The organism is Helicobacter pylori (assembly GCF_003637685.1).
GTDB lineage: Bacteria > Campylobacterota > Campylobacteria > Campylobacterales > Helicobacteraceae > Helicobacter > Helicobacter pylori_CJ.
The window spans coordinates 60,289-81,446 of record NZ_MVWW01000003.1; the positions used below are offsets into that span (position 1 = coordinate 60,289).

At 39.3% G+C, this 21,158-nt stretch carries 19 protein-coding genes and 1 pseudogene; 4 read left to right on the top strand and 16 right to left on the bottom strand.

Translation table 11 applies throughout. The annotated features are described in order from the left end of the window. Nucleotides 1-4 precede the first annotated feature (4 nt). From EAL44_RS03300 to mqnE, 3 genes are read right to left on the bottom strand one after another with little or no spacing between them, the layout of a single operon-like run. Nucleotides 5-1,066: a dehypoxanthine futalosine cyclase gene (locus EAL44_RS03300; RefSeq protein WP_001873862.1), complete on the bottom strand. Its 1,062-nt coding sequence runs from the start codon at nucleotides 1,064-1,066 to the stop codon at nucleotides 5-7. A gap of 1 nt (nucleotide 1,067) precedes the next feature. Beyond that, a complete protein-coding gene (gene bamA, locus EAL44_RS03305) occupies nucleotides 1,068-3,827 on the bottom strand; it encodes an outer membrane protein assembly factor BamA (RefSeq protein ID WP_162970340.1) in 2,760 nt (919 codons plus the stop codon). A 37-nt stretch (nucleotides 3,828-3,864) separates the two neighbouring features. Next, nucleotides 3,865-4,947, bottom strand: a complete 1,083-nt coding sequence (mqnE, locus tag EAL44_RS03310; protein WP_121074822.1) for an aminofutalosine synthase MqnE — start codon at nucleotides 4,945-4,947, stop codon at nucleotides 3,865-3,867. A gap of 295 nt (nucleotides 4,948-5,242) precedes the next feature. On the opposite strand from mqnE, the gene EAL44_RS03315 reads away from it, so the two are divergent. From EAL44_RS03315 to EAL44_RS03325, 3 genes are read left to right on the top strand one after another with little or no spacing between them, the layout of a single operon-like run. Then, nucleotides 5,243-5,746, top strand: a complete 504-nt coding sequence (locus tag EAL44_RS03315; protein ID WP_045005255.1) for a ferritin — start codon at nucleotides 5,243-5,245, stop codon at nucleotides 5,744-5,746. A 14-nt stretch (nucleotides 5,747-5,760) separates the two neighbouring features. Then, entirely contained in the window at nucleotides 5,761-6,384 is a 624-nt protein-coding gene (gene serB / locus EAL44_RS03320; protein ID WP_121074666.1) for a phosphoserine phosphatase SerB, read from the top strand. A gap of 39 nt (nucleotides 6,385-6,423) precedes the next feature. Then, the gene (locus tag EAL44_RS03325) at nucleotides 6,424-7,770 is read left to right on the top strand and encodes a glycosyltransferase family 10 domain-containing protein (protein WP_121074668.1); all 1,347 of its coding nucleotides are present in this window, start codon (nucleotides 6,424-6,426) and stop codon (nucleotides 7,768-7,770) included. 8 nt (nucleotides 7,771-7,778) lie between these two features. Here EAL44_RS03325 and EAL44_RS03330 read toward each other — a convergent pair whose 3' ends face one another. The 12 genes from EAL44_RS03330 to EAL44_RS03385 all read right to left on the bottom strand — a co-directional run bounded on the left by EAL44_RS03330 (nucleotide 7,779) and on the right by EAL44_RS03385 (nucleotide 19,103). Continuing rightward, complete coding sequence (locus EAL44_RS03330; protein ID WP_121074671.1) at nucleotides 7,779-8,369, bottom strand: uracil-DNA glycosylase family protein; 591 nt, start codon at nucleotides 8,367-8,369, stop codon at nucleotides 7,779-7,781. A 44-nt stretch (nucleotides 8,370-8,413) separates the two neighbouring features. Continuing rightward, nucleotides 8,414-9,820 (bottom strand): aspartate ammonia-lyase, encoded by a 1,407-nt coding sequence (aspA, locus tag EAL44_RS03335; protein ID WP_120934306.1) that lies wholly within the window; start codon nucleotides 9,818-9,820, stop codon nucleotides 8,414-8,416. Nucleotides 9,821-9,877: 57 nt separating this feature from the next. After that, a complete protein-coding gene (gene murA, locus EAL44_RS03340) occupies nucleotides 9,878-11,146 on the bottom strand; it encodes a UDP-N-acetylglucosamine 1-carboxyvinyltransferase (protein WP_121074674.1) in 1,269 nt (422 codons plus the stop codon). A 2-nt stretch (nucleotides 11,147-11,148) separates the two neighbouring features. Further along, complete coding sequence (locus EAL44_RS03345; RefSeq protein WP_108510618.1) at nucleotides 11,149-11,556, bottom strand: hypothetical protein; 408 nt, start codon at nucleotides 11,554-11,556, stop codon at nucleotides 11,149-11,151. Between the two features lie 11 nt (nucleotides 11,557-11,567). Further along, complete coding sequence (gene galU, locus EAL44_RS03350) at nucleotides 11,568-12,389, bottom strand: UTP--glucose-1-phosphate uridylyltransferase GalU (RefSeq protein WP_000591474.1); 822 nt, start codon at nucleotides 12,387-12,389, stop codon at nucleotides 11,568-11,570. Next, nucleotides 12,386-14,068, bottom strand: coding sequence for a lytic transglycosylase domain-containing protein (locus EAL44_RS03355; protein WP_121074677.1), 1,683 nt, complete (start codon nucleotides 14,066-14,068; stop codon nucleotides 12,386-12,388). Before EAL44_RS03355 ends, galU begins: the two co-directional genes overlap by 4 nt. Nucleotides 14,069-14,076: 8 nt before the next feature. Then, the gene (locus tag EAL44_RS03360) at nucleotides 14,077-14,370 is read right to left on the bottom strand and encodes a YggT family protein (RefSeq protein ID WP_078268767.1); all 294 of its coding nucleotides are present in this window, start codon (nucleotides 14,368-14,370) and stop codon (nucleotides 14,077-14,079) included. Next, complete coding sequence (gene gltX / locus EAL44_RS03365; protein ID WP_121074680.1) at nucleotides 14,367-15,686, bottom strand: glutamate--tRNA ligase; 1,320 nt, start codon at nucleotides 15,684-15,686, stop codon at nucleotides 14,367-14,369. Before gltX ends, EAL44_RS03360 begins: the two co-directional genes overlap by 4 nt. Before the next feature lie 164 nt (nucleotides 15,687-15,850). Further along, nucleotides 15,851-16,504: an NAD(P)H-dependent flavin oxidoreductase FrxA gene (frxA, locus tag EAL44_RS03370; protein WP_121074682.1), complete on the bottom strand. Its 654-nt coding sequence runs from the start codon at nucleotides 16,502-16,504 to the stop codon at nucleotides 15,851-15,853. A gap of 1 nt (nucleotide 16,505) precedes the next feature. Then, a complete protein-coding gene (locus EAL44_RS03375) occupies nucleotides 16,506-17,363 on the bottom strand; it encodes an NAD(P)-dependent oxidoreductase (protein ID WP_121074686.1) in 858 nt (285 codons plus the stop codon). A 14-nt stretch (nucleotides 17,364-17,377) separates the two neighbouring features. Further along, complete coding sequence (locus EAL44_RS03380) at nucleotides 17,378-17,881, bottom strand: SRPBCC family protein (protein WP_121074689.1); 504 nt, start codon at nucleotides 17,879-17,881, stop codon at nucleotides 17,378-17,380. Nucleotides 17,882-17,894: 13 nt separating this feature from the next. Continuing rightward, nucleotides 17,895-19,103, bottom strand: a complete 1,209-nt coding sequence (locus EAL44_RS03385) for a CCA tRNA nucleotidyltransferase (protein ID WP_121074692.1) — start codon at nucleotides 19,101-19,103, stop codon at nucleotides 17,895-17,897. A 62-nt stretch (nucleotides 19,104-19,165) separates the two neighbouring features. Here EAL44_RS03385 and queC point away from each other — a divergent pair, with 62 nt between their 5' ends. Next, on the top strand, nucleotides 19,166-19,843 hold the full coding sequence (gene queC, locus EAL44_RS03390; protein ID WP_000434389.1) for a 7-cyano-7-deazaguanine synthase QueC: 678 nt from the start codon (nucleotides 19,166-19,168) through the stop codon (nucleotides 19,841-19,843). A 236-nt stretch (nucleotides 19,844-20,079) separates the two neighbouring features. On the opposite strand, the pseudogene oipA reads toward queC, so the two are convergent. After that, nucleotides 20,080-21,005 (bottom strand): annotated as a pseudogene (gene oipA / locus EAL44_RS03395) (outer inflammatory protein OipA). Nucleotides 21,006-21,158 lie beyond the last annotated feature (153 nt).

A 21,158-nucleotide genomic window follows, 5' to 3' on the forward strand; every position in this document is an offset into this window, starting at 1 on the left:
CTGTTTATACCTTTGCTTTTGCCGGATAACGCTTTAAGATTTCATAGGCGGTGTTTCGTTTAGCCGCCACGCTCCCAATGTCTTCAATAAGCTCTATCATTTCCGCTTCATTCATGCAAAAACTCGTTCCGGCCGCTTTCACTACATTTTCTTCCATCATCACACTCCCTAAGTCATTCGCTCCAAACAATAAGGCTAACTGCCCTATCATAGAGCCTTGAGTAACCCATGAGCTTTGTATGTTTTGAATGTTATCCAAAAAAATCCTACTGCATGCCAAATAGCGTAAATACCGATTGGAACTCGCTTTTTTAATGCTTGGGATTTCTTCTTTTAAGGGGGTGTTGTTGGGCTGAAAACTCCATAAAATAAAAGCCCTAAAGCCGCCGGTTTCGTCTTGCAAATCGCGCACTCTTTGTAAATGCTCTATTACATCTTCTTCATTATCCACGCTCCCAAACATCATGGTAGCCGTGCTTTTAATCCCGCAAAGATGCGCCATTCTATGCACTTCAATCCACCGATCGCTGCTCAATTTTTTAGGAGCAATGACATCGCGCACCCTATCGCTTAGTATTTCTGCTCCCGCTCCTGGAATGGAGCTTAAACCGGCGTTTTTCAACCTTTCTAAAACTTCTTTTAAAGACAATTTAGAGATTTTAGAAATGTAATCAATCTCAACCGCGCTAAAACCATGAATGGTAATGGTGGGGAATTTTTGAGCGATATGGCTGACTAGATTCTCATAATAATCTATTTTGAGCTGCGGGTGCACCCCCCCTTGAAAAAGGATCTGCGTGCCGCCAATAGCGAGCAATTCTTCAATCTTTTGATCAATTTCTTCATAGCTCAACACATAGGCGTCTTTTTCTTTTAAGGTGCGTTTGAACGCGCAAAACTTGCAATCAACAAAACAAATATTGGTGTAATTGATATTCCTATCCACAATAAAAGTCGTCAAGTTTTCAGGGTGCAAGCGTTGCTTCACTCTCAAAGCCCTTTGCCCTAATTCTTTCAAGGGCGCGTTTTTCATTAAATCCAAAATTTCTTCTCTGTTAATGCGCATTTTAAAACCTTGTCCCCATAGAAAATTCAAAATGTTGCGTGTAATCGTCCATGTTAGGGTTGAAGCATAGCCCTTTACATTTCTTGCCATTGCCATCGCCCCATTGGTTGAAAAACGCTATAGGGAAAATCAACACCAAAGGCCCCATGGGCGAAATCCATTCAATCTGTAAGCCTGTAGAAGCCCTCCAAGTCGCTCTTTCAAACCCAGCCCCTATCACGCCATAATCTTTAAAATTCGCCGTCGTGAAGGGAGCGTTATAGAAGAAACTCCCCCTAGTTGGGGTTTTAAAGGTTAAGAAACCAAAGTCAAAAAACCACGCTAAGCGCATTTTAGCCGCTTTTAACACCCCATAGCTCAATTCAGTAGAAGCGGTGAAAATCCCATCGCCTCCAAGCCACAAGCCAAACTCATCTTTAGGCGTAACCGATCCGTTCCTAAAGCCTCTCACCGTGGTTACGCCCCCCATGTAGAAAGTGGAGTTTAAGGGCAAGTAATCATCGGTGTTATACCTAAAGATATAACCCCCTTGCGTTTTAAAGCGAGCGATCAAATCTATCAATAAATATTTTTGCAAATGGTGGTAAGCGGCGAATTTACCATAAACTTTGGTGTTACGGACATTCCCGCCTAACCCGTTCCACGAATTGAGCGTGCCAGAGCTTGGCAAGCCAGACATTGTCGCATAGGAATTAAAGATAACCCCATTTCTAGGGAAATAATAATCGTCGGTGTTGTCATAGCTCACATCAAGAGTGAAAGAGCTGGTGATAGGCGTATGGTAATCCCTATCCCAAATACCTCTTATTTCTGGTGAAGTGGTGATCGCTCCAGGACTAGAACAGCTTTCAGGTTGTAAGGGAGTTTTACCGCCTGATAAGCGGTTGATAATCACTGATGCGGGGGTAGAACATTGCCTTGGAGAGACCACTTCATTAACAGAGGAATAGTAGCGGTTGTATAAAGGGCTGCTGAAACCAAGGAGTTTGGTAACATTCAAGTTATACCCTAAGCTCACATGGGTTCTGTTACCCAGCATGCGCCCGACATTCACCCCAAAGCCTCCGCCTTGTTGGATGTATTGATAGCTTATCCTATAATCCGCATAAAGATTGATCGTAGAGCTATACCAGCTGTCAAAAATCCTTGGATTAGTCAAGCTCAAATTCCCGGCAAACATACGCCCCGCTCCTTTTGGCATGCCCGGATAAGATCTACCCCCCCCTGTAGCGATGTTAGCATACAAGCTCATGCTTTGCCCGGTCCCAAAAAGATTCCTTTCGCTCACGCTCCCATTAAGCATAAGCCCTCCATAAGAGCCATAGCCTAACCCAAATTGCAACTGCCCGGTGCGCCCCTCTTCTACGCTCACTAATAAATCCATAAGCGAGCTATTGACCCTTTTTTCTTCAATTTTGACTTTAGAGAAGAACCCTAAACGCCTTAAAGAATTTTCAGAATTTCTCAATTTGGTCAAGTTGTATTTATCCTTAGGCCCTAGTAACAATTCCCTCCTAATGATCCTATCGCTCGTACGCTGATTCCCTGAAATGATGACATCATTGATATGCACCATATCGCCCACTTCAATACGATAAATGACTTTCACAAGCCCGTTTTTTTCATCTTTATCCAAGTCTGGCTTCACCACCGCAAACGCATAACCCCTATCGGCAATTTCGGTTTTTAAAATTTGTGCATCCGCTCTCAAATGCTCAATATTAAAGACATCTTTTCTTTTCACTTTAAGGGCTTTTTCTAAGGTTTTTAAGGGGACTACCGGGTTGTCAATCTCTATTAAAATATCTGAAATCCTGTATTGGATCCCCTCTTTGACTTTATAATGAAGCTTAGCGTCATGGGTAGAAAAATCCGTTTTCAAAAAAGGCGAAGAAATATGAGCGTCCAAATAACCCCTACGCATATACACATCTTGGATACGCATAGAATCGTATTCTAATTGATCTAAGCGCAATTTCCCGTCATTCAAGCCCCACATCCAGCCCATGAAATCGCGCTGTTTGTTCGCGCTCAAAGATTCAATCACACGGCGTTTTAATTTATCGCTTCCCTCATAAATGGATTGTTTGATATAAATACTATCCCCCCTATTCACATCAAACACGATCAATAACGCGCCCTCACTGACCTTTTCTGTGCGCACCTCCACCACGCTCCCATAATAGCCCTGCCCCTCTAAAGCCGTTTTTAAAGCCGTTTTAGCATGCTCTAATTTTTGCTCATCAAAGGTGTCGCCCTTTTTGATCCCCATTTGGGATTTTAAGCCGTCTTTTTCCTTTTCAGTCCCATAACCCTTGATTTCTACTCCGGCAATCCTGGCTTTTTCATCAAAATGAAACTCTAATATGCCGCCTTCAAAAGTGGCATAAACGTCTTTAAAATACCCTTGATTGAACAAAGCCAAAACAGCAGTGTCTATTTTTTTAGAATCCACAATATCGCCCACACGAATCTTTACAATCTCATTAGCGAGCATGTCAGACATGTAAGAAAGCCCGATATACGAAATGGATTTGACTTTCATTTCTTTAGGCGTTTGATTGGATTGAGAAGTTTCGTTTGGAGCTTCATTTTTTGGAGCTTCGGCTTCTTTTGGAGGAGTCAAATCGTTTGGTTTAGAGCCGTCATTTTCTAAAGCTTCAACGCTGGTATTCATACATGCGAAAACAAGAGAAGATAGAATAAATTTTTTAATACTGATTTCCTTAATAGATTTTAGCTTGAGTGTTGTTAGTAGCATTATTATAACTAATCATTCTTAAAAACGCTAAAAATTATTAAAATTTCTGTATAAAATTATACAAACTATCCCTTTCTACCGCAACAAAACCAGCGTCCTTGATTTTAAATACCAAATCTTCTTTTTCTAAACCATGCCGGCTCTTTGCGCCAGCCGCACTTTGAATGCTCTCTATTTCTATCGTGCCGTCTAAATCGTTAGCGCCAAATTCTTGAGCCACTAAAGCCAAATTCAAGCCCAAAGTCGCCCAATAAGCTTTAATGTGGGGGATATTGTTTAAAAGAATGCGGGATATAGCGATGGTTTTTAAGATTTCTATCGCGCTAGGGGATTTTTCCACTTTCAAATAATTGTTTTCTTTTTGATACAACAAGGGGATAAAAGCGTTAAAGCCCCCTTCTTTATTGTCCACTTTATTTTTAGGGCTTTGAATTTTTTTAATTCTTAACATGTGATCGATGCGATGGATTTTATCTTCAATATGCCCAAACAGCATGGTAGCGTTACTCATTTTGCCTAATTTGTGCCAATAAGCATGGATTTCTAACCACCGAGAAGATCCCACCTTACCACTACAGATTTTACGCCTGATTTCTTCATCAAAAATCTCCGCCCCCCCACCCGGCATGGAATCCACCCCGGCTTTGAGCATGTCTTCTAACACCAATTCAAAAGGTTTGTTGAATTTAGTGCTTAAAAAATGCACTTCTGCAGCGGTCATGGCTTTTAGGTGTAAGTTAGGCATTTCTTGTTTGATGGTTTCAAACACCTTTAAATACCATTCATAAGAGTAATTAGGGTTATGAGCGCTCACGATATGGACTTCTTTAATCCCCTTGTTGTAGGAGTTTTTAACCTTTTCTAGGATTTCTTCTAAGCTCATTTCATAAGGGTTAGGGTTTTTTCTGTGGGCTGAGAAAGCGCAAAATTTGCAAGCGTCCGCACAAATATTGCTAGGGTTTAAATGCCTATTGACATTAAAATACACGATTTTTTGGTGCATGTTTTGGCGCATGTGATCCGCTGCTTCCCCTAGCGTGTATAAATCATAATCATAAAGCTTCACTAATTCTTTACTTTCAGTAACTTGATTGTCTAATACTTTTTTTAAAAAGTCCATGGTTAAATTGCCTTTCATTTTAAAGATAAACATTGTAGCATTTTTAGATTGAAGAATGCTTTTTATATTATATAAAAATATCCCCTTTTAACCCCCTATTGATACCAGCCCCCTTTTTTTGACCTAATTCTCATTAAAAGCACTTTTATGATAAAATCTAAGCTTTATCAAGCCATTAGCTGGCGTTCTTTCTCATTTTTATAAGTTTTTAAAAATTTTCATACTCTTGTTTACTTTTTCATTATCATTTATGCTATAATTATGGGACAACTTAAACCAACACAAAGGAGATACTATGTTATCAAAAGACATCATTAAGTTGCTAAACGAACAAGTGAATAAGGAAATGAACTCTTCCAACTTGTATATGAGCATGAGTTCTTGGTGCTATACCCATAGCTTAGATGGCTCGGGGCTTTTCTTGTTTGATCATGCGGCTGAAGAATACGAGCATGCTAAAAAGCTTATCGTTTTCTTGAATGAAAACAATGTGCCTGTGCAATTGACCAGTATCAGTGCGCCTGAGCATAAGTTTGAAAGTTTGACTCAAATTTTCCAAAAAGCCTATGAACATGAGCAACACATCAGCGAGTCCATTAATAATATCGTCGATCACGCCATAAAAAGCAAAGATCATGCGACTTTCAATTTCTTGCAATGGTATGTGGCTGAACAGCATGAAGAAGAAGTGCTTTTCAAGGATATTTTGGATAAAATTGAGTTGATTGGTAATGAAAACCATGGCTTGTATTTGGCTGATCAGTATGTCAAAGGGATCGCTAAAAGCAGGAAATCTTAATTTTAGGGTATTGGGTGCAAAAACTAGCCGTTTTTGATTTTGACTCCACGCTAGTCAATGCTGAGACGATTGAGTCTTTAGCGAGGGCGTGGGGGGTGTTTGATGAAGTGAAAACAATCACTTCGCAAGCCATGAATGGCGAGACAGATTTTCACAAGAGTCTTATTTTAAGGGTGTCCAAACTCAAAAACATGCCCTTAAAACTAGCCAAAGAAGTTTGTGAAAGTCTGCCTTTGTTTGAGGGGGCGTTTGATCTCATTAGCGCCTTAAAAGAGAAAAATTACAAGGTGGTTTGCTTTAGTGGGGGCTTTGATCTAGCGACCAATCATTACAGGGATTTATTAAATTTAGATGCGGCTTTCAGTAACACGCTGATCGTGGAAAATAACGCCTTAAACGGCTTGGTTACCGGGCATATGATGTTTTCACATTCTAAGGGCGAAATGCTTCTCGCCTTGCAACGCTTATTGAATATCAGTAAAGATCGCACTTTAGTCGTGGGCGATGGAGCTAATGACTTGAGCATGTTCAAACATGCCCATATTAAAATCGCTTTCAACGCTAAAGAGGTTTTAAAACAGCACGCCACGCATTGCATCAATGAGCCTAACTTAGCCCTAATCAAGCCTTTGATTTAAAAAAATTTTTTTGTAAAATACTCCTTTAAAAGGATAAGAATGTTTCAGCCCCTATTAGACGCTTATATAGACAGCACCCAAATAGAAGAGACAACCCATAAGCCCCCATTAAATATAGCCCTAGCCAATTGGTGGCCTTTGGATAAAAAAGAAACCAAAGGGTTTAGAAAAAAATTTATCTTGTATTCCATCTTAAGCCAACGCTACAAAATCACCCTCCACCAAAACCCTAACGAATTTTCAGATCTCGTCTTTGGCAGTCCTATTGGATCAGCCAGAAAAATCCTATCCTACAAAAACACTAAAAGAGTGTTTTACACCGGTGAAAATGAAGTCCCTAATTTCAACCTCTTTGATTACGCCATAGGATTTGATGAATTGGATTTTAACAATCGTTATTTGAGAATGCCTTTGTATTATGATAGACTACACCATAAGGCCGAGAGCGTGAATGACACCACTTCACCCTACAAACTCAAAGACAACAGCCTTTATACCTTAAAAAAACCCTCCCATCATTTTAAAGAAAAACACCCCCATTTATGCGCAGTAGTGAATAATGAGAGCGATCCTTTGAAAAGAGGGTTTGCAAGTTTTGTCGCAAGCAACCCTAACGCTCCTAAAAGAAACGCTTTCTATGACGCTTTAAATTCTATTGAGCCAGTTACTGGGGGAGGGAGCGTGAAAAACACTTTAGGCTATAAGGTCAAAAACAAAAACGAGTTTTTAAGCCAATACAAATTCAATCTGTGTTTTGAAAACACTCAAGGCTATGGCTATGTTACTGAAAAAATCATTGACGCTTATTTCAGCCATACCATTCCTATTTATTGGGGGAGTCCCAGCGTGGCGAAAGACTTTAACCCTAAGAGTTTTGTGAATGTGCATGATTTTAAAGATTTTGATGAAGCGATTGATTATGTGAGATACTTGCACACGCACCCAAACGCTTATTTAGACATGCTCTATGAAAACCCTTTAAACACCCTTGATGGGAAAGCTTACTTTTACCAAGATTTGAGTTTTAAAAAAATCCTGGATTTTTTTAAAACGATTTTAGAAAACGACACGATTTATCATAATAACCCTTTCACTCTCTATCGTGATTTGCATGAGCCTTTAATATCTATTGATGATTTGAGGGTTAATTATGATGATTTGAGGGTTAATTATGATGATTTGAGGGTTAATTATGATGATTTGAGGGTTAATTATGATGATTTGAGGGTTAATTATGATGATTTGAGGGTTAATTATGAGCGCCTTTTACAAAACGCCTCGCCTTTATTAGAACTCTCTCAAAACACCACTTTTAAAATCTATCGCAAAGCTTATCAAAAAACCTTGCCTTTGTTGCGTGCTGTAAGAAAGTTGATCAAAAAATAAGGCGCATTTTAAGACTGATTGAGGAATTGGAGCGCTATTTTAAAATGCGCTAACGCTTCTTTTTTGAGCGTGGGGTTTTTGAGCATGTCCTCTAAAGCATGGGTGCTTAAAAAATGTTTGGTTTTTAAAGACACGATGCGCCCAAAGGACTCTTCTTTAGAAAGGTTTAAAAGGCGTTTGGGAAAAATCTCGCCAAATACGATAATGACTTTTGAAGCGCTGTTGTCTAATTGCCATGTTAAATGAGGCAGGCATGCGTTGATTTCTTCGTCTAAATTGAGGCTGTTAGAGTCGCATTTAAGGAGCGATAAAATACTGCAATCTTTTAAGGGGTAATTAAAAACCTTTTGGATAATGCTCTCTAACATGGCTGCTTTTAAATTGTTTAAGAAATGTAATTGGCTATCCAACATAGGGGTTAGCGTGATGAAAGTGAGCTTGGAAGTGGGGTTAAAAAGCCCGATCACCGGTTTTGAATGTTGATGGCGTTTGCACAAATTGCAATTTTCTATACCCTCATGAACTTGTTTGTTAAGGGGTTTATTTTGGGGTTTGGTAAGATTAATATTCGTGTAAGTTTCGCCCAAAAGACGCTCCATATAAAGGGAGCGTAAAGTTTGAAGGCATGAAAGTTGCAAAGCGTTCAGTCTTTATGCTTTTTGAAAGCGTGAGGGCTTAGCATGTTTTCTGGCTTGAAAATATCGTCCAGTTGCTCTTTAGTTAGGATTTTCTTTTCTAAAGCGATGTCATAGATAGAACGATCGCTTTTTAAGGCTTCTTTAGCGATCATAGCGGATTTTTCATAGCCGATATGCGGATTTAGCGCGGTAACAATGCCAATGCTATTAAAGACATAATCGTGGCAAATCTTTTCATTAGCCGTGATGCCTTCCACGCATTTAGTCGTCAAAGTTTCAATCGCGCGCCCTAAAATCACAAAGGAATGGAAAAGCTTGTAAGCGATAACCGGCTCAAACACATTGAGTTGCAATTGCCCTCCTTCTGCGGCTAACGCCACGCTCAAATCGTTCCCAATCACCGCAAAGCACACCTGATTGACCACTTCAGGGATTACCGGATTGACTTTACCGGGCATAATAGAGCTACCCGGTTGCATTTTAGGCAAATTGATTTCATTCAACCCGGCTCTAGGGCCTGAACTGAGTAGTCTCAAATCGTTACAAACCTTAGAAAGTTTCACCGCAATACGCTTTAACACCCCGCTCACTTGCACATATGCCCCGGTGCTTTGAGTGGCTTCTATCAAGTTGTTAGCCATGACAAAGGGGCGACCCGTTACTTCTTGAATTTTCTTTTCAATCAAACTGCGATAATCTGGGTGCGAATTGATCCCTGTGCCAATGGCCGTGCCGCCTAAATTAAGCTCTCTCACCCAATTCCTAGCGTCTAAAACCTGCTCAATATCCCTATCAACCATCAACGCATAAGTTTCAAATTCTTGGCCTAAAGTCATAGGCACAGCGTCTTGAAGCTGGGTGCGCCCCATTTTAATCACATGAGCGAATTCCTTAGCTTTTTGAGCGAAAGCGTCCCTTAAAGCTTTCATAGGATTGACTAAATTACTCAAGCGCTCATAAATCGCAATTTTTAACGCACTAGGATAGGCGTCATTAGTGGATTGAGAGCGGTTGACATGGTCGTTTGGGTGGCAAAATTGATACTCGCTCTTTTGATGCCCCATGTATTCTAAAGCCAAATTAGCAATGACTTCATTCATGTTCATGTTCGTGCTTGTGCCAGCCCCCCCTTGAATCATATCCACAACGAATTGATCGTGGTATTTACCATCAATCAACAAATCGCACGCATGGCAAATGGCAATTTTAAGCTTTTCATCAATCAGGCCTAATTGCGCGTTCGCTAAAGCAGCCGCTTTTTTGACTTGCGCGAAAGATTTGATAAAAACAGGATAACTGCAAAGCTTGTCGTTGGTGATGAAAAAATTTTCACTCGCTCTTAAAGTCTGAATCCCATAATAAACTTCATCGCTAATTTCCATTTGCCCAATGAAATCATGCTCAATACGCATAAAAGCTCCTTGTGTAATAATTGAAAAATATTCTAGCTATTGTAACCAAATCTTGAGCTATTTTTCTTTTAAGCGTGCAACTTTTGCCCCTAAGGCGTTGATTTTATCCTCCAATCTCTCATAACCCCTATCCAAGTGGTAAATCCTATGCACCCTACTCACACCCTTAGCCACTAAAGCGGCTAAAATGAGAGCCGAAGAGGCCCTTAAATCGGTCGCCATCACATCGCTCCCGGTAAGCTCTGTGGATCCGCTAATGGTAGCGATATTGGTTTTTAGACTGATATTAGCCCCCAAGCGTTGCAATTCGCTTGCATGCATGAAGCGGTTTTCAAAAAGCGTTTCTTCAATCACGCTCGTCCCCAAACACTGCGTGGCTAGCGCCATGAATTGCGCTTGCATGTCTGTGGGAAAGCCTGGGTATTCTTTCGTGGTGATTTCAAAGGCTTGGCGTTTTTTAGCCGGATAAATTTCTATAGAATTTTCTTGAATGTCTAGCGAAAAACCAATTTCTATAAGCTTATCCGTAATCACTTGAAGATGATTAGGAATGATACGATTGATTTTAAGCTGGCTGTTAGTGATAGCCCCCACGCACAAATAAGTGCCTGCTTCAATCCTATCGGGTATGATTTGAATGTCTTTTAAATTTAAAGCGTCGCTTTCTACCCCCCTAATCTTTAACTCGCTGCTGCCAACGCCCTCAATTTCTACCCCCCCACTCTGTAAAAACGCGCACAATTGAGCGATTTCTGGCTCTTTAGCGGCGTTAATGATGCGCGTGATCCCTTTAGCTAAACTTGCTGCCATGAGGGCGTTTTCTGTGCCTGTAACGCTGATTTTATCAAATAAAATGTCATTCCCTTTCAAGCCTTTAGGGGCTTTTGCATGGATATAGCCTTGCTCAATTTTGATTTCAGCCCCTAATTGTTGCATCGCTTTTAGGTGCAAATCCACAGGTCTAGCTCCTATAGCGCACCCACCGGGCAAACTCACTAAGCATTCTTTAAAGCGTGCTAATAAAGGGCCTAACACCAAAATGGAAGCGCGCATTTTACGCACCAAATCGTAAGTGGCTTCGGTGTGGTGCAGGGATTTAGCGCTGAGTTGGAGCGTGTGGGGGTTAAGCCATTCTAATTCTGCGCCTAAATTTTGCAACAATAACGCCATCGCCTTTATATCCACCACTTGGGGCAAGGATTTGATTTTGACTTCTTGGCGGCTTAAAAGCGTGGCGGCTAAAATGGGGAGCGCGGAATTTTTCGCCCCTGAAATTTCTACCTCTCCTTTTAAAGGGACTTGTCCTACAATCTCTAAAAAATCCAATTCTATCCTTTTTCTTTTTTATTCTTAAGGGCTAAGCCGGTAGCGTTAGCGATTTTTTGTTGGTAATTAGGGTTAGCGTTTTCTAATTCTTGCCCAAAATTAATAGCGTCTTCTAATTCAAAAAATTCTGAAGCGACTAATTTTTGGATCGTTTCTAACCACAGAGTTTCTTTATCTTTGGGGCAAATTTTAAAACGCTCATTGAAGTCGTTTTTCAGTTTTTCTAAAGCTGGTGCACTTTTAAGGTTTTTGATTTGTTCGTTTAAATTTTCTAAAGAGAGGCTTTTATTAGGAATATTTTGCTTTAAGGGGGGGCGAGTAAGCCTCCAAACAAGCCCCACCAATAACACAGGCAGCAAGCATACAAAGAGGATCAAATACATGTAAGCGTAATAAGTCAAATTGCCCATGTTGATAAGATTTATAAGCGTTTTTTATAATAAGCGTTACTCGCTTCAATATAGCCTTCCACGCTCCCGCAATCGTATCGTTTGCCTTTGAATTGGTAAGCGATGATGCGCTTTCTTTTGGCTTGAGTGAGTAAAGCGTCTGTGATTTGGATTTCATTGTTTTTACCCGGTTTAGTCTCACGCAAAATATCAAAAATATCCGGAGTCAGAATGTAGCGCCCTATCACGGCTAGGTTGCTTGGGGCGTCTTCTTGGCTTGGTTTTTCTACCATGTCTTTAATCTCATACACCCCCTCTTCTAACAATTCGCCCCTGATCACGCCGTATTTTGAAACTTCTTCTAACGCCACTTCTTCAATGGCTACAATGGAGCATTGGTATTTTTGATACAATGAAGTCATTTGCTTTAACACACTAGGGTGATCATGGCTTATGCACAAGTCATCGGCTAAAATCACCGCAAAAGGCTCATTGCCTATGAGGGCTTCCCCGGTTAAAATCGCATGCCCTAAGCCTTTCATTTGCTTTTGACGCACATAGGAAAAACAGCATTTTTCTATAATGTTACGAATGCTTTTTAGGGCGTTTTCTTTGTTAGTGCCTTGGATTTGATGCTCTATTTCATAGCTCGTGTCAAAATAATCTTCTAAACTTCGTTTATTCCTACCCGTAACGATCGCCATCACTTCACAGCCCGCTTCCATCGCTTCTTCCACAGCGTATTGGATTAAAGGCTTATCCACAATGGGCAGCATTTCTTTAGGAATGGTTTTAGTGATCGGCAAAAAGCGCGTGCCATAGCCAGCGGCAGGAAAAAGGCATTTTTTAATCATGGTTTGTCCTTTGAGTTAAGAGTTTGTTCTAAAAACGCATCAATAGGGATGAAATTCCCAAAAATTTCTTGATAAATCAAGTAATTGAGCATGACTCTAAAGCCATACATGCGAGTCTCGCTATAAGGCATAAGCTCCATGCTAAGCCATGGCTCAAAATGATTTTTTTCTTTGAATCGTTTGGAGCTTTCTAACCACCTCCTTAAAAACCCAGGCCCAGCGTTATAAGCGTAGGCGACAAAAAGGGGGTGGTTGAATTCTTTTTTCAAATGGTTCAAGTAATAATTCCCAAATTTGAGGGCGATATTGGGGTTAAACATGTCGTTTAAATCAATATTATCCATGCCAAGGCTTTTAGCGAAAGGCCCTACATTAAAGGGCATGATTTGCATAAGCCCTAGAGCAAAGGAGCGAGAGATTAAAGCCGGGAGCAAGAAACTTTCTTGTCTAGCGATCGCATACGCCATCGCCCTTTCATCCACGCTTTGCCACTCAATAATGCCCTCATAAGGGGATAAGTAATAATAAGTATTGTCTTTATTGCGTTGGCTTAAAAGATAGGTCAATTCAGGAGCGCTTTTTTCGTAATACAGGCTTTTTAGCATCGTGTTAAACGCGTCTTCACCTTTCAAACTCAAGGTTTTTTCCTTAAAAATTTGCCACGAAAAAGGATCGTAAGTGTTAAAAGGAGGATCTTCTTGGCTTAAATTTTGGATATGAGAAATGATGCGATAACTGGGCGTGGTTTTGAGTTTTCGGCTCGCATAAAGACTATAGAGGTTTAAAGCTGGGCTTTGTGAAAGGCGTTCCAAAGTTTTTTTCTTTTTGGAGACTAAATACTGCCAAAAAATCGCTCTGTCTTTTGAAAAATCATCGTCTTTAACAACCGCTTCTGATCGTTCAAAATACTTGAGCGCTTTAGAGGGTTTTTTGTGCAAGATTTCATTAATACCTAGAATAAAAAAGGTTTGCGCGTTGCTGTGGGTAGCGTTGCTTTTAGTGAGGGCGTCTTTAAAATGATCCAATTTAGGATCTAAGATGACTTGATAGATCAAGCGGTTAAACGCCGGGTAATCTTCATCTAAAAGGCGGTTTAACTCTTTAATAGGGATATGCTCTTCAAAAATTTGGAGCTTTTTTTCATAATTCAAATGATTGAAAAGCGCGCTAAACACTTGCGCATTAGCCTTAAACAAAGAAGCGCTCACATGCTTACTTTGCAAGATTTCTAATTCTTCATAAAGAACGGGGTAAGCCTCTTTGATTTTTTCTTGTAAAGGTTTAAAGGTTTGAAGGGGGATTTTATCAAAATCTTTGATTTTTGATTTTAAAGCGATAGCGATACAGCTATTTTGGAAAGTGTCTATTTCTTCTAGCATGCTTTCTAAAGCCGTTTGTTTGCAATAAATATCTTCAGGCAATTTAACATCAGGGCTTTTTTCTGCATTGTCTGAGCCTTTTTCTTGCATGGCCTTTTGTAGGGCGTTATTTTTATTTTGAGTCAATTCATAGGCTTTTTTAGCGTTTTCTAAAGTGGTTTTTTTATCGCTAATATAACGCCATAAATAATAATCCCTAACGATCCCGGCGGGCTTTTTTTCTAAATCTTTTAAACTCAACTCAGTTTGAGAAAAACCAACGCCAAACGCACCCATAAAAAATAAAATAAAAAAACGCATGATTTTCTTTAAAGGCTTTTGGCGAGCATAAAAAGCCATTGGATGAGAGTTAAATCTAAAAATTTCAAAACAATGACCACCACTAAAGGAGCGAAATCCAACCCGTTAAACACCAGCTTGAATCTAGAGCGTAAAAAATAAAACACCGGCTCACACAAACGAGCGAGGATTTGCATGATAGGGTTATTGGGGTTAGGCTGCACAAAACTGATAAGCGAATAAATGATCACTATCCACATATAAATCGTAATGAGCGAGCTTAAAATCACCGCTATCGCATTAATGAGAGTGGAAAAAATCATGCTTTTAGCCTTAAGACTTCTTGATAATGGCTTTGGATATAAGGGAAAATCAACGGCAATTCAACGCCATGCGAGTTCCCGGTCAAAAGAATGCGTAAAGGTTTGAAAAAATCCTTACCCTTAAGCTGGCTCAATCGCATGGCTTCCTTTTTAAAACTTTCAAAATCCTTATACGCTTGAAAATCCATGCCTTTTAGGGCGTTAAAAAGCGCTAAACAACGCTCTTTAAAATCTTCGTTCTCATAAGTTTTAACAATATCCTTTGGCTCTAAAAACAACGAAATTTTTTCTTTCAATTCTAAAAGCGTGCCGCATTCTTCTACAAACAATCTTAAAAGCCCTAGGAGGTTTTTATCTTTTATTGAAGTGAGTTCTAATAGCTTTTCATCGTCTAAAAGCTTTAAATGCTCGTGGTTTAAGTGTTTTAAATATTTCAAATTAAAATGAGCCGGGGAATTAGAAAGGTTTTCTAAATCAAACCATTCTATCGCTTCATCAAGGCTAAAAACTTCCTTAGGCACTTTATTACCGATAGTGATGAGGTAATTCACGATCGCAACCGGCAAAAACCCTTGATTCAAAAGCCATTTCACGCTGGACGCTTCGTCCCTTTTGCTCATCTTTTTACCGCTTACTTCATCTAAAATAATAGGCAAATGCGCATAAACAATGGGATTATTAGAGCCTAAAGCTTCTTGGATTAAGATTTGTTTAGGGGTGTTGCTCACATGATCTTCGCCTCTAATAATGAGACTGATTTCATAGAGCAAATCATCGCATGCGCAAGCGAAATTATAAGTCGGGCTTTTATCTTTCCTTAAAAGCACAAAAGAATCCAATTCATAAGGCTCAAATCTCACTTCTTTTTTAATCGCATCGTTGAAAGACACCGCATGATTTGGGGCTTTCAAACGCACCACAGGGGCATGGTTTTTGTCTTTTTCTAAAGTGGCCCACTCGTCTAAATACCTAAAAGGGCGTTTTTCATTTTTGGCTTTTTCTTTTTCTATTGCTAAAAACTCCGCGCTCGCATAACAATAAAACGCTTTATTTTCTTTCAGTAATTTTTCTGCCATTTCCCTATGGTAATCTATATTATGGCTTTGATACACGAGCTTGTCCCAGCTTATCCCCATAAGCTTTAAAATTTCTAAAATCTCTTGGTCTTTGCCTTCAATGTTACGCTCTTTGTCCGTGTCTTCAATGCGGATGAGAAAGGGTTTATGTTGCTGTTTAGCCACAATGTAGTTAAAAATGGCTGCCCTTAAATTCCCTATGTGCATATCCCCTGTAGGCGAAGGCGCAAAACGAAGCATAAAAACCCTTTATTTAAAAATAGTTTTTGATTATACCTAAAGAATACTTAATTGTGTTGTGGTAGTTCTGTTTTATCAAACATGGATAAGCATTATTCAAGAGATTAGCGCTTGGCTAACGCCAAGCTTTTCATGATTGGTTATCAAAAAGCTAACAGCGTTTTTTATTCAATCACTTCATAAATAACTTCTGTCTTCCAGCGGGTTTTAGGGGTGATTTCCTGGTTACGATAACCAAAACAAGCCATTACCGACACGCCAAATTCTGCGGTGTTTAGACAGCCTTTTTTCTCTAAATAAGCCTCCACTTTTTCTTGATCATACCCTTCAATCGGGCAAGAATCAATCCCTAACATGGCCGCTGCCATCATCATGTTCGCCATTTGGATATAAGTCTGCTTGCTAGCCCAATCAAACAAAGATCGTTCGCTATTGAGTTTCATATCGTTCTCTTGGAAATTTTTGATGATTTGAGCGTACCTGGAATTAGTGTCATAATCCCTTTTTTTAACCTCATGCATCACTTTCTTAACATAATCGCTGTCATAAGTAACGCCTTTTCGCGCAAGATAAATGACAAAATGGCTCGCTCCCTCTAAACCAAAAAGCGCCCCCCAGGCCATCGGTTTTAAATCTTCTTTCATGCGTTCATTCTTTAATAAAAGCATTTTCCATGGTTCAAGCCCGATTGAAGAAGGGGCTAACCTCCCCACTTCAACCAACGCTTCCCAATCCTTTTGGGAAATACGACGATTCGAATCGTATTTTTTTGTAGCAAATCGTTGGTGCTGTAAAGCAACCACTTGTTCTCTGTCCATTTTAATGTTCTCCTTTTTCTAAATAATGATAAACGGCTGCCATATCCATTTCGCCTAAACCGGATTTTTCCGCTTGAGAATAAAGCTCTTCTGCTTGAAATAAGAATGGCAATTCAATCGCCTCCCCTGCTTCATTTTTAGCTAGACGAATATCCTTGAGCATGAGTTTCAAGCTGAAAGCGACCGGATAGCTATCTTGCAGCCACATGCCTTTTTTAGCTTGAAAGAGAGGCGAATTCATGCCAGATTGGCCAATAATTTGTAAAAATGACTCTGCATCAACCCCTAAATGTTTGGCTAATAGCAAAGCTTCTGAATAAGCGACCCCCATTTGAGCCAAAAGGCTATTAATGGATAATTTAGCCCCTGCCCCTTGACCAATCTTACCCAAATAAAAAATCTGACTCCCTAAATGCGCCAAAACAGGTTTGAGTTGAGCAACCCCTTCTTCATCACCTGCCGCTAAAATCAATAACGCCCCGGCTTTGGCCGCACCAACCGATCCTGAAACAGGCGCTTCAAGGTAAGTTACTTGATGCTTTTGAGCGGTTTTTTCTAAAGATAAGCTTTCCAAAGGAGCGATGGTGCTCATATTCACCACGATTTTTTTAGACATCTGTTCCCAAAATTCTGGCACTAAAACAGCATCAATCACCACTTTATCCGAAAGCATGGTAAAAATCAGATCAACTTTAGCGGCTAAATCTATAGGGTTAGTATAAACCGCTACGCCCTTTTCTTTTAAAGAGACTGCTTTGCTCTCTGTGCGGTTATAAACCGACACTTCTAAATTTGCATCGCACAAGCGAGCCGCCATAGGAGTCCCCATAGCCCCTAGTCCAATCCATCCAATTTTCATTCAATTCTCCTTAATTAGCGTGAATACGCCACTAAACCATCTAACCAAGCTTGATGGCCATTCAACATCGCATTAGGCACAGATTCCGCTAAAGCTTTAGCAGGGACTCCTGATTGGCTTTCTTGGGTTAAAATACGCACACGATTATTGTCTAATTTTTCAACTAGCCATGCGTGATACACTTCAAGATACTCATCGCCTTTAGCTTCATTCCAACCTCTCCAAGCCAAACGCAGTATGGTGTCTTTCAATTCAAACTCTTCCACTTGCACTTCAATGAGAAAGCCAAAAGTTTCAAAGCGGAAACGAGTCTTATCTTTAAGAATGGTATTGTCTTGATGGTACACATGAACATTCCCTGAGTTTTTGTAATACTTTTCCCAATGGGACGCATCTCTTAAATGCTGCACCACTTTTTTAAAATCCAAACCTTTGACAATGACTTCATTGGACACAAAATTATCAGTCTCTCCTGGTATCCATTTTTCAGGCCATTGAATCGCATTCATCGTTATCATGTTTTCTCTGTTTTTAATTTTTTCTGCCTATTGGCGAAAGGTTTATAGCATCATTAGGTAAATAATGACCTTTAACCCATTCAATCAGCCACTCTAAAGCGTTATTTTTAGGATTTTCAATGACTAAATTTAAGCATGCGTTTAAAATTTCGCCGATTTTTTGGTGTTGGTAGCCCAAGCTTTGAAGCGCGCCGCCCTTAAGGGCTAGGTGTTCTTTTTTAAAAGGCTCGTTAGAATCAAAGATTTCTTTTAACAATCTTTTAATTTTTAAAGCGTGTTTGGGGTTTTCTAGCGCATAAAAATCTAAAGCCAAATTAAAAGGCTCTAAATCGTGGTTTTTCAATAAAAATTTTAACTCTGTTTTGTTATGGATATTTAAAAAAGCTTTATGGCATTCTTTGGCTTTGGAAAATAAAATACAAGTTTTTTTAGGGTAGCGTAAATTTTCTAAACTTTTTTGATGTTTAAAAAACCCCAATAATCTTAATTCCAAATTCAAAGGCGCGTTTTTTAAAAACCCTAAATTTTCTATTTTTTCTTGAATAACCAACTCCAAAATTTCTTGATATTCTTTAGCCACTTCATAGGCGTTTTTCCCCATAAGAAGCTTATTCAACTCGCTTTGTAAGCGCTCTTTAGAAAGGTGTTTTAACAAATCCTTACATGCAAAAACCGCTCTTTTGGTGCTTGCTGCTATCTTAAAGCCTAAAGTTGCACCAAATCGCAACGCTCTTAAAATCCTTAAAGCGTCTTCAAAAAACCTCAATCGCGCTCCCCCCACGCATGCAATCGTTTGATTTTCAATCGCATTTTGCCCTTTAAAAGGATCAATAATCCCTTTTGTAGGGCTATAAGCGATCGCATTCATGCTAAAATCGCGCCGCTTTAAATCGTCCGTTAAACGCACGTTAAAAACCAATTCTTTAGGCTTTCGGTGTTTGATATGCCCCTTTTCCATTCTAAAAGTTGTGATTTCATAGCTTTGATGGTTTTTAAGAGCCGTGATCATGCCATGTTTGATACCGGTTTCTAGCACCCTAAAATGGTGCTTTAAAAGAAGCTCTTTACTTTCATTCACTAAAGCGTTTGAGGTCAAATCGTAATCTTTAGGGGTAATACCCATTAAACAATCGCGCACGCACCCCCCTACCAAGTAAAGCTCATAAGGGGATTTTTCATAAATATCAAACAATTCTTTTAATCCTTCTTCCAACTCAAACACGCTTTTTACTCTTAAAATTTCTTTGTGTTATTATATCTTTTTAGAATTTTTAAGGAATTTTGATGGAACAAGAAATTTGCGTGATCGGTTTTAGCGGCGGGCAAGACAGCACCACTTTAGCCGTATGGGCGAAAAAGCGTTTTAAAAAAGTCTGTTTAGTGGGGTTTGATTACGCGCAAAAACACTCTGTGGAATTAGAATGCGCTCAAAAAATCGCTTCTCTTTTACAACTCCCTTATGAAATCATCCCATTAGATTTTTTAGAGAATATCACCCACTCCGCGCTTTTTAAAAACTCTAACGATTTAATGGGGCATTCGCATGCGCAAAATAAAGATTTACCCAACTCTTTTGTGCCTAATCGTAACGCCATTTTTATCACCCTTTTGCATTCTTACGCGCAAAAACTTGGGGCTAGTAACATCGCTTTAGGGGTTTCGCAAGCGGATTTTAGCGGCTATCCGGATTGTAAAGAAGATTTTATTAAAAGCATTGAGCATGCCCTAAATTTAGGATCAAACACGGCGATTAAAATTGTAACGCCTCTAATGTTTTTAAGTAAAGCGCAAGAATTTCAAATGGCTAAAGATTTAGGGGTTTTAGATTTGATCATCAAAGAAACGCACACCTGCTATCAAGGAGAGCGAAAGATTTTGCATGCTTATGGCTATGGCTGCGATAAATGCCCGGCATGCCAATTAAGAAAAAAAGGCTTTGAAGAGTTTCAAGCCATGCTGTAAAAAATAATTTTTTAAAAAATGGGGTTTTTAAAACTTTGTTTTTATAATAAATTTCTTAAGAGAACAAGGGATTTTGAAATAATTCCCCCTACAACCCCCAACTAAAACCCCTAACCCAAAAAGAGCGTTTTTTTAAGAGCTTGTCGCTTGATTAAGATCAAGCTGTTTTATATTTTTGTTTAAAAAATGCCTTTGAGCGTTTTTACAAAACAATCAAAGAGCGGTAAAAGCGTGTTTTAATGTTTGTTTTTAAAGTTATATGTATAGTTAAGATAAACGCTCACTACTCTTTTATAATCCAATTTATCCCCGTAATCATCGCTATAGTAATTGACTTTAAACGCTGGCACTTTAACCCCTAATTCAACACTAGAACCCCCAAGATAGTTTTCATCGCCATAGCGATTAATATCGTATTCATCACTACTCCAACGAACGCCAAATTTCCCTTGTAACTGAAAAATCGTGCGGCTCTTGACTTGATTAAAAGGGGTGAGATTGTTGCTTGCAAACCAAGTACTAGCCCCTATATCCATGCCAATCACAAGTCCTGAAGATTTTCTGATTACATGCCTTGATGCTCTTTTTAATGTGTTAACATCTAGCGTTCTGCCGGTCATATCTTTGTAAAATATAGAGAGTCCTTTTACCCTTCGTTCAACGTATTCTTGGGACGCTCGTTTATCGTTAGTCCAATTAATGAGTAAATCCGTATTGAAACCATAGGGTAAAAAAGCTATTAAACCGCTGCCAGGAACAGAACCAACGCCACCAAGTTGGTAACCGAAAAAAAGAGAGTGCCTAAACCCTATAATCCTTTTTTTACCCAAAAAATATTTATACCCCAAGCTGAGTTCATTGAAAATACCGCCAGACCCGCCATTTCCTGCGAATCGGTTAGCGATTTTGTTTGAATCTTTCACTGCATTTAAGGCGTTTTGTGCATCTCTTATGGCTTTTGTGTTAGGGAATAATGAATTTTTTGCGTTATTGATCGCTTGATTTAAGGCGTTTTCTGCTGAAGCTTTTTCGCCGATGCTACCTTGTCCTTGAATATAGCTTCCTTCTGCAAAATTTAAACCTAAATAAAATCCGTTCCTTTCAGCGTGGAGCCAAAACGAGAGAGAGAGAGAGAGAGAGTTAGTAAGAGGGCTTTTTTCATGGTTTTTCTTTGGTTTAAGATTTGATATTATTGCTAGGTATTTTATCATAAAATAAGATTTTAGTATGGGGTTTTAATGAAAAACAAAGTTAAAATGAATTAACCCTAAAAACCACCGCTTAACCAACATTAAATCAAAAACATGTTAATCTT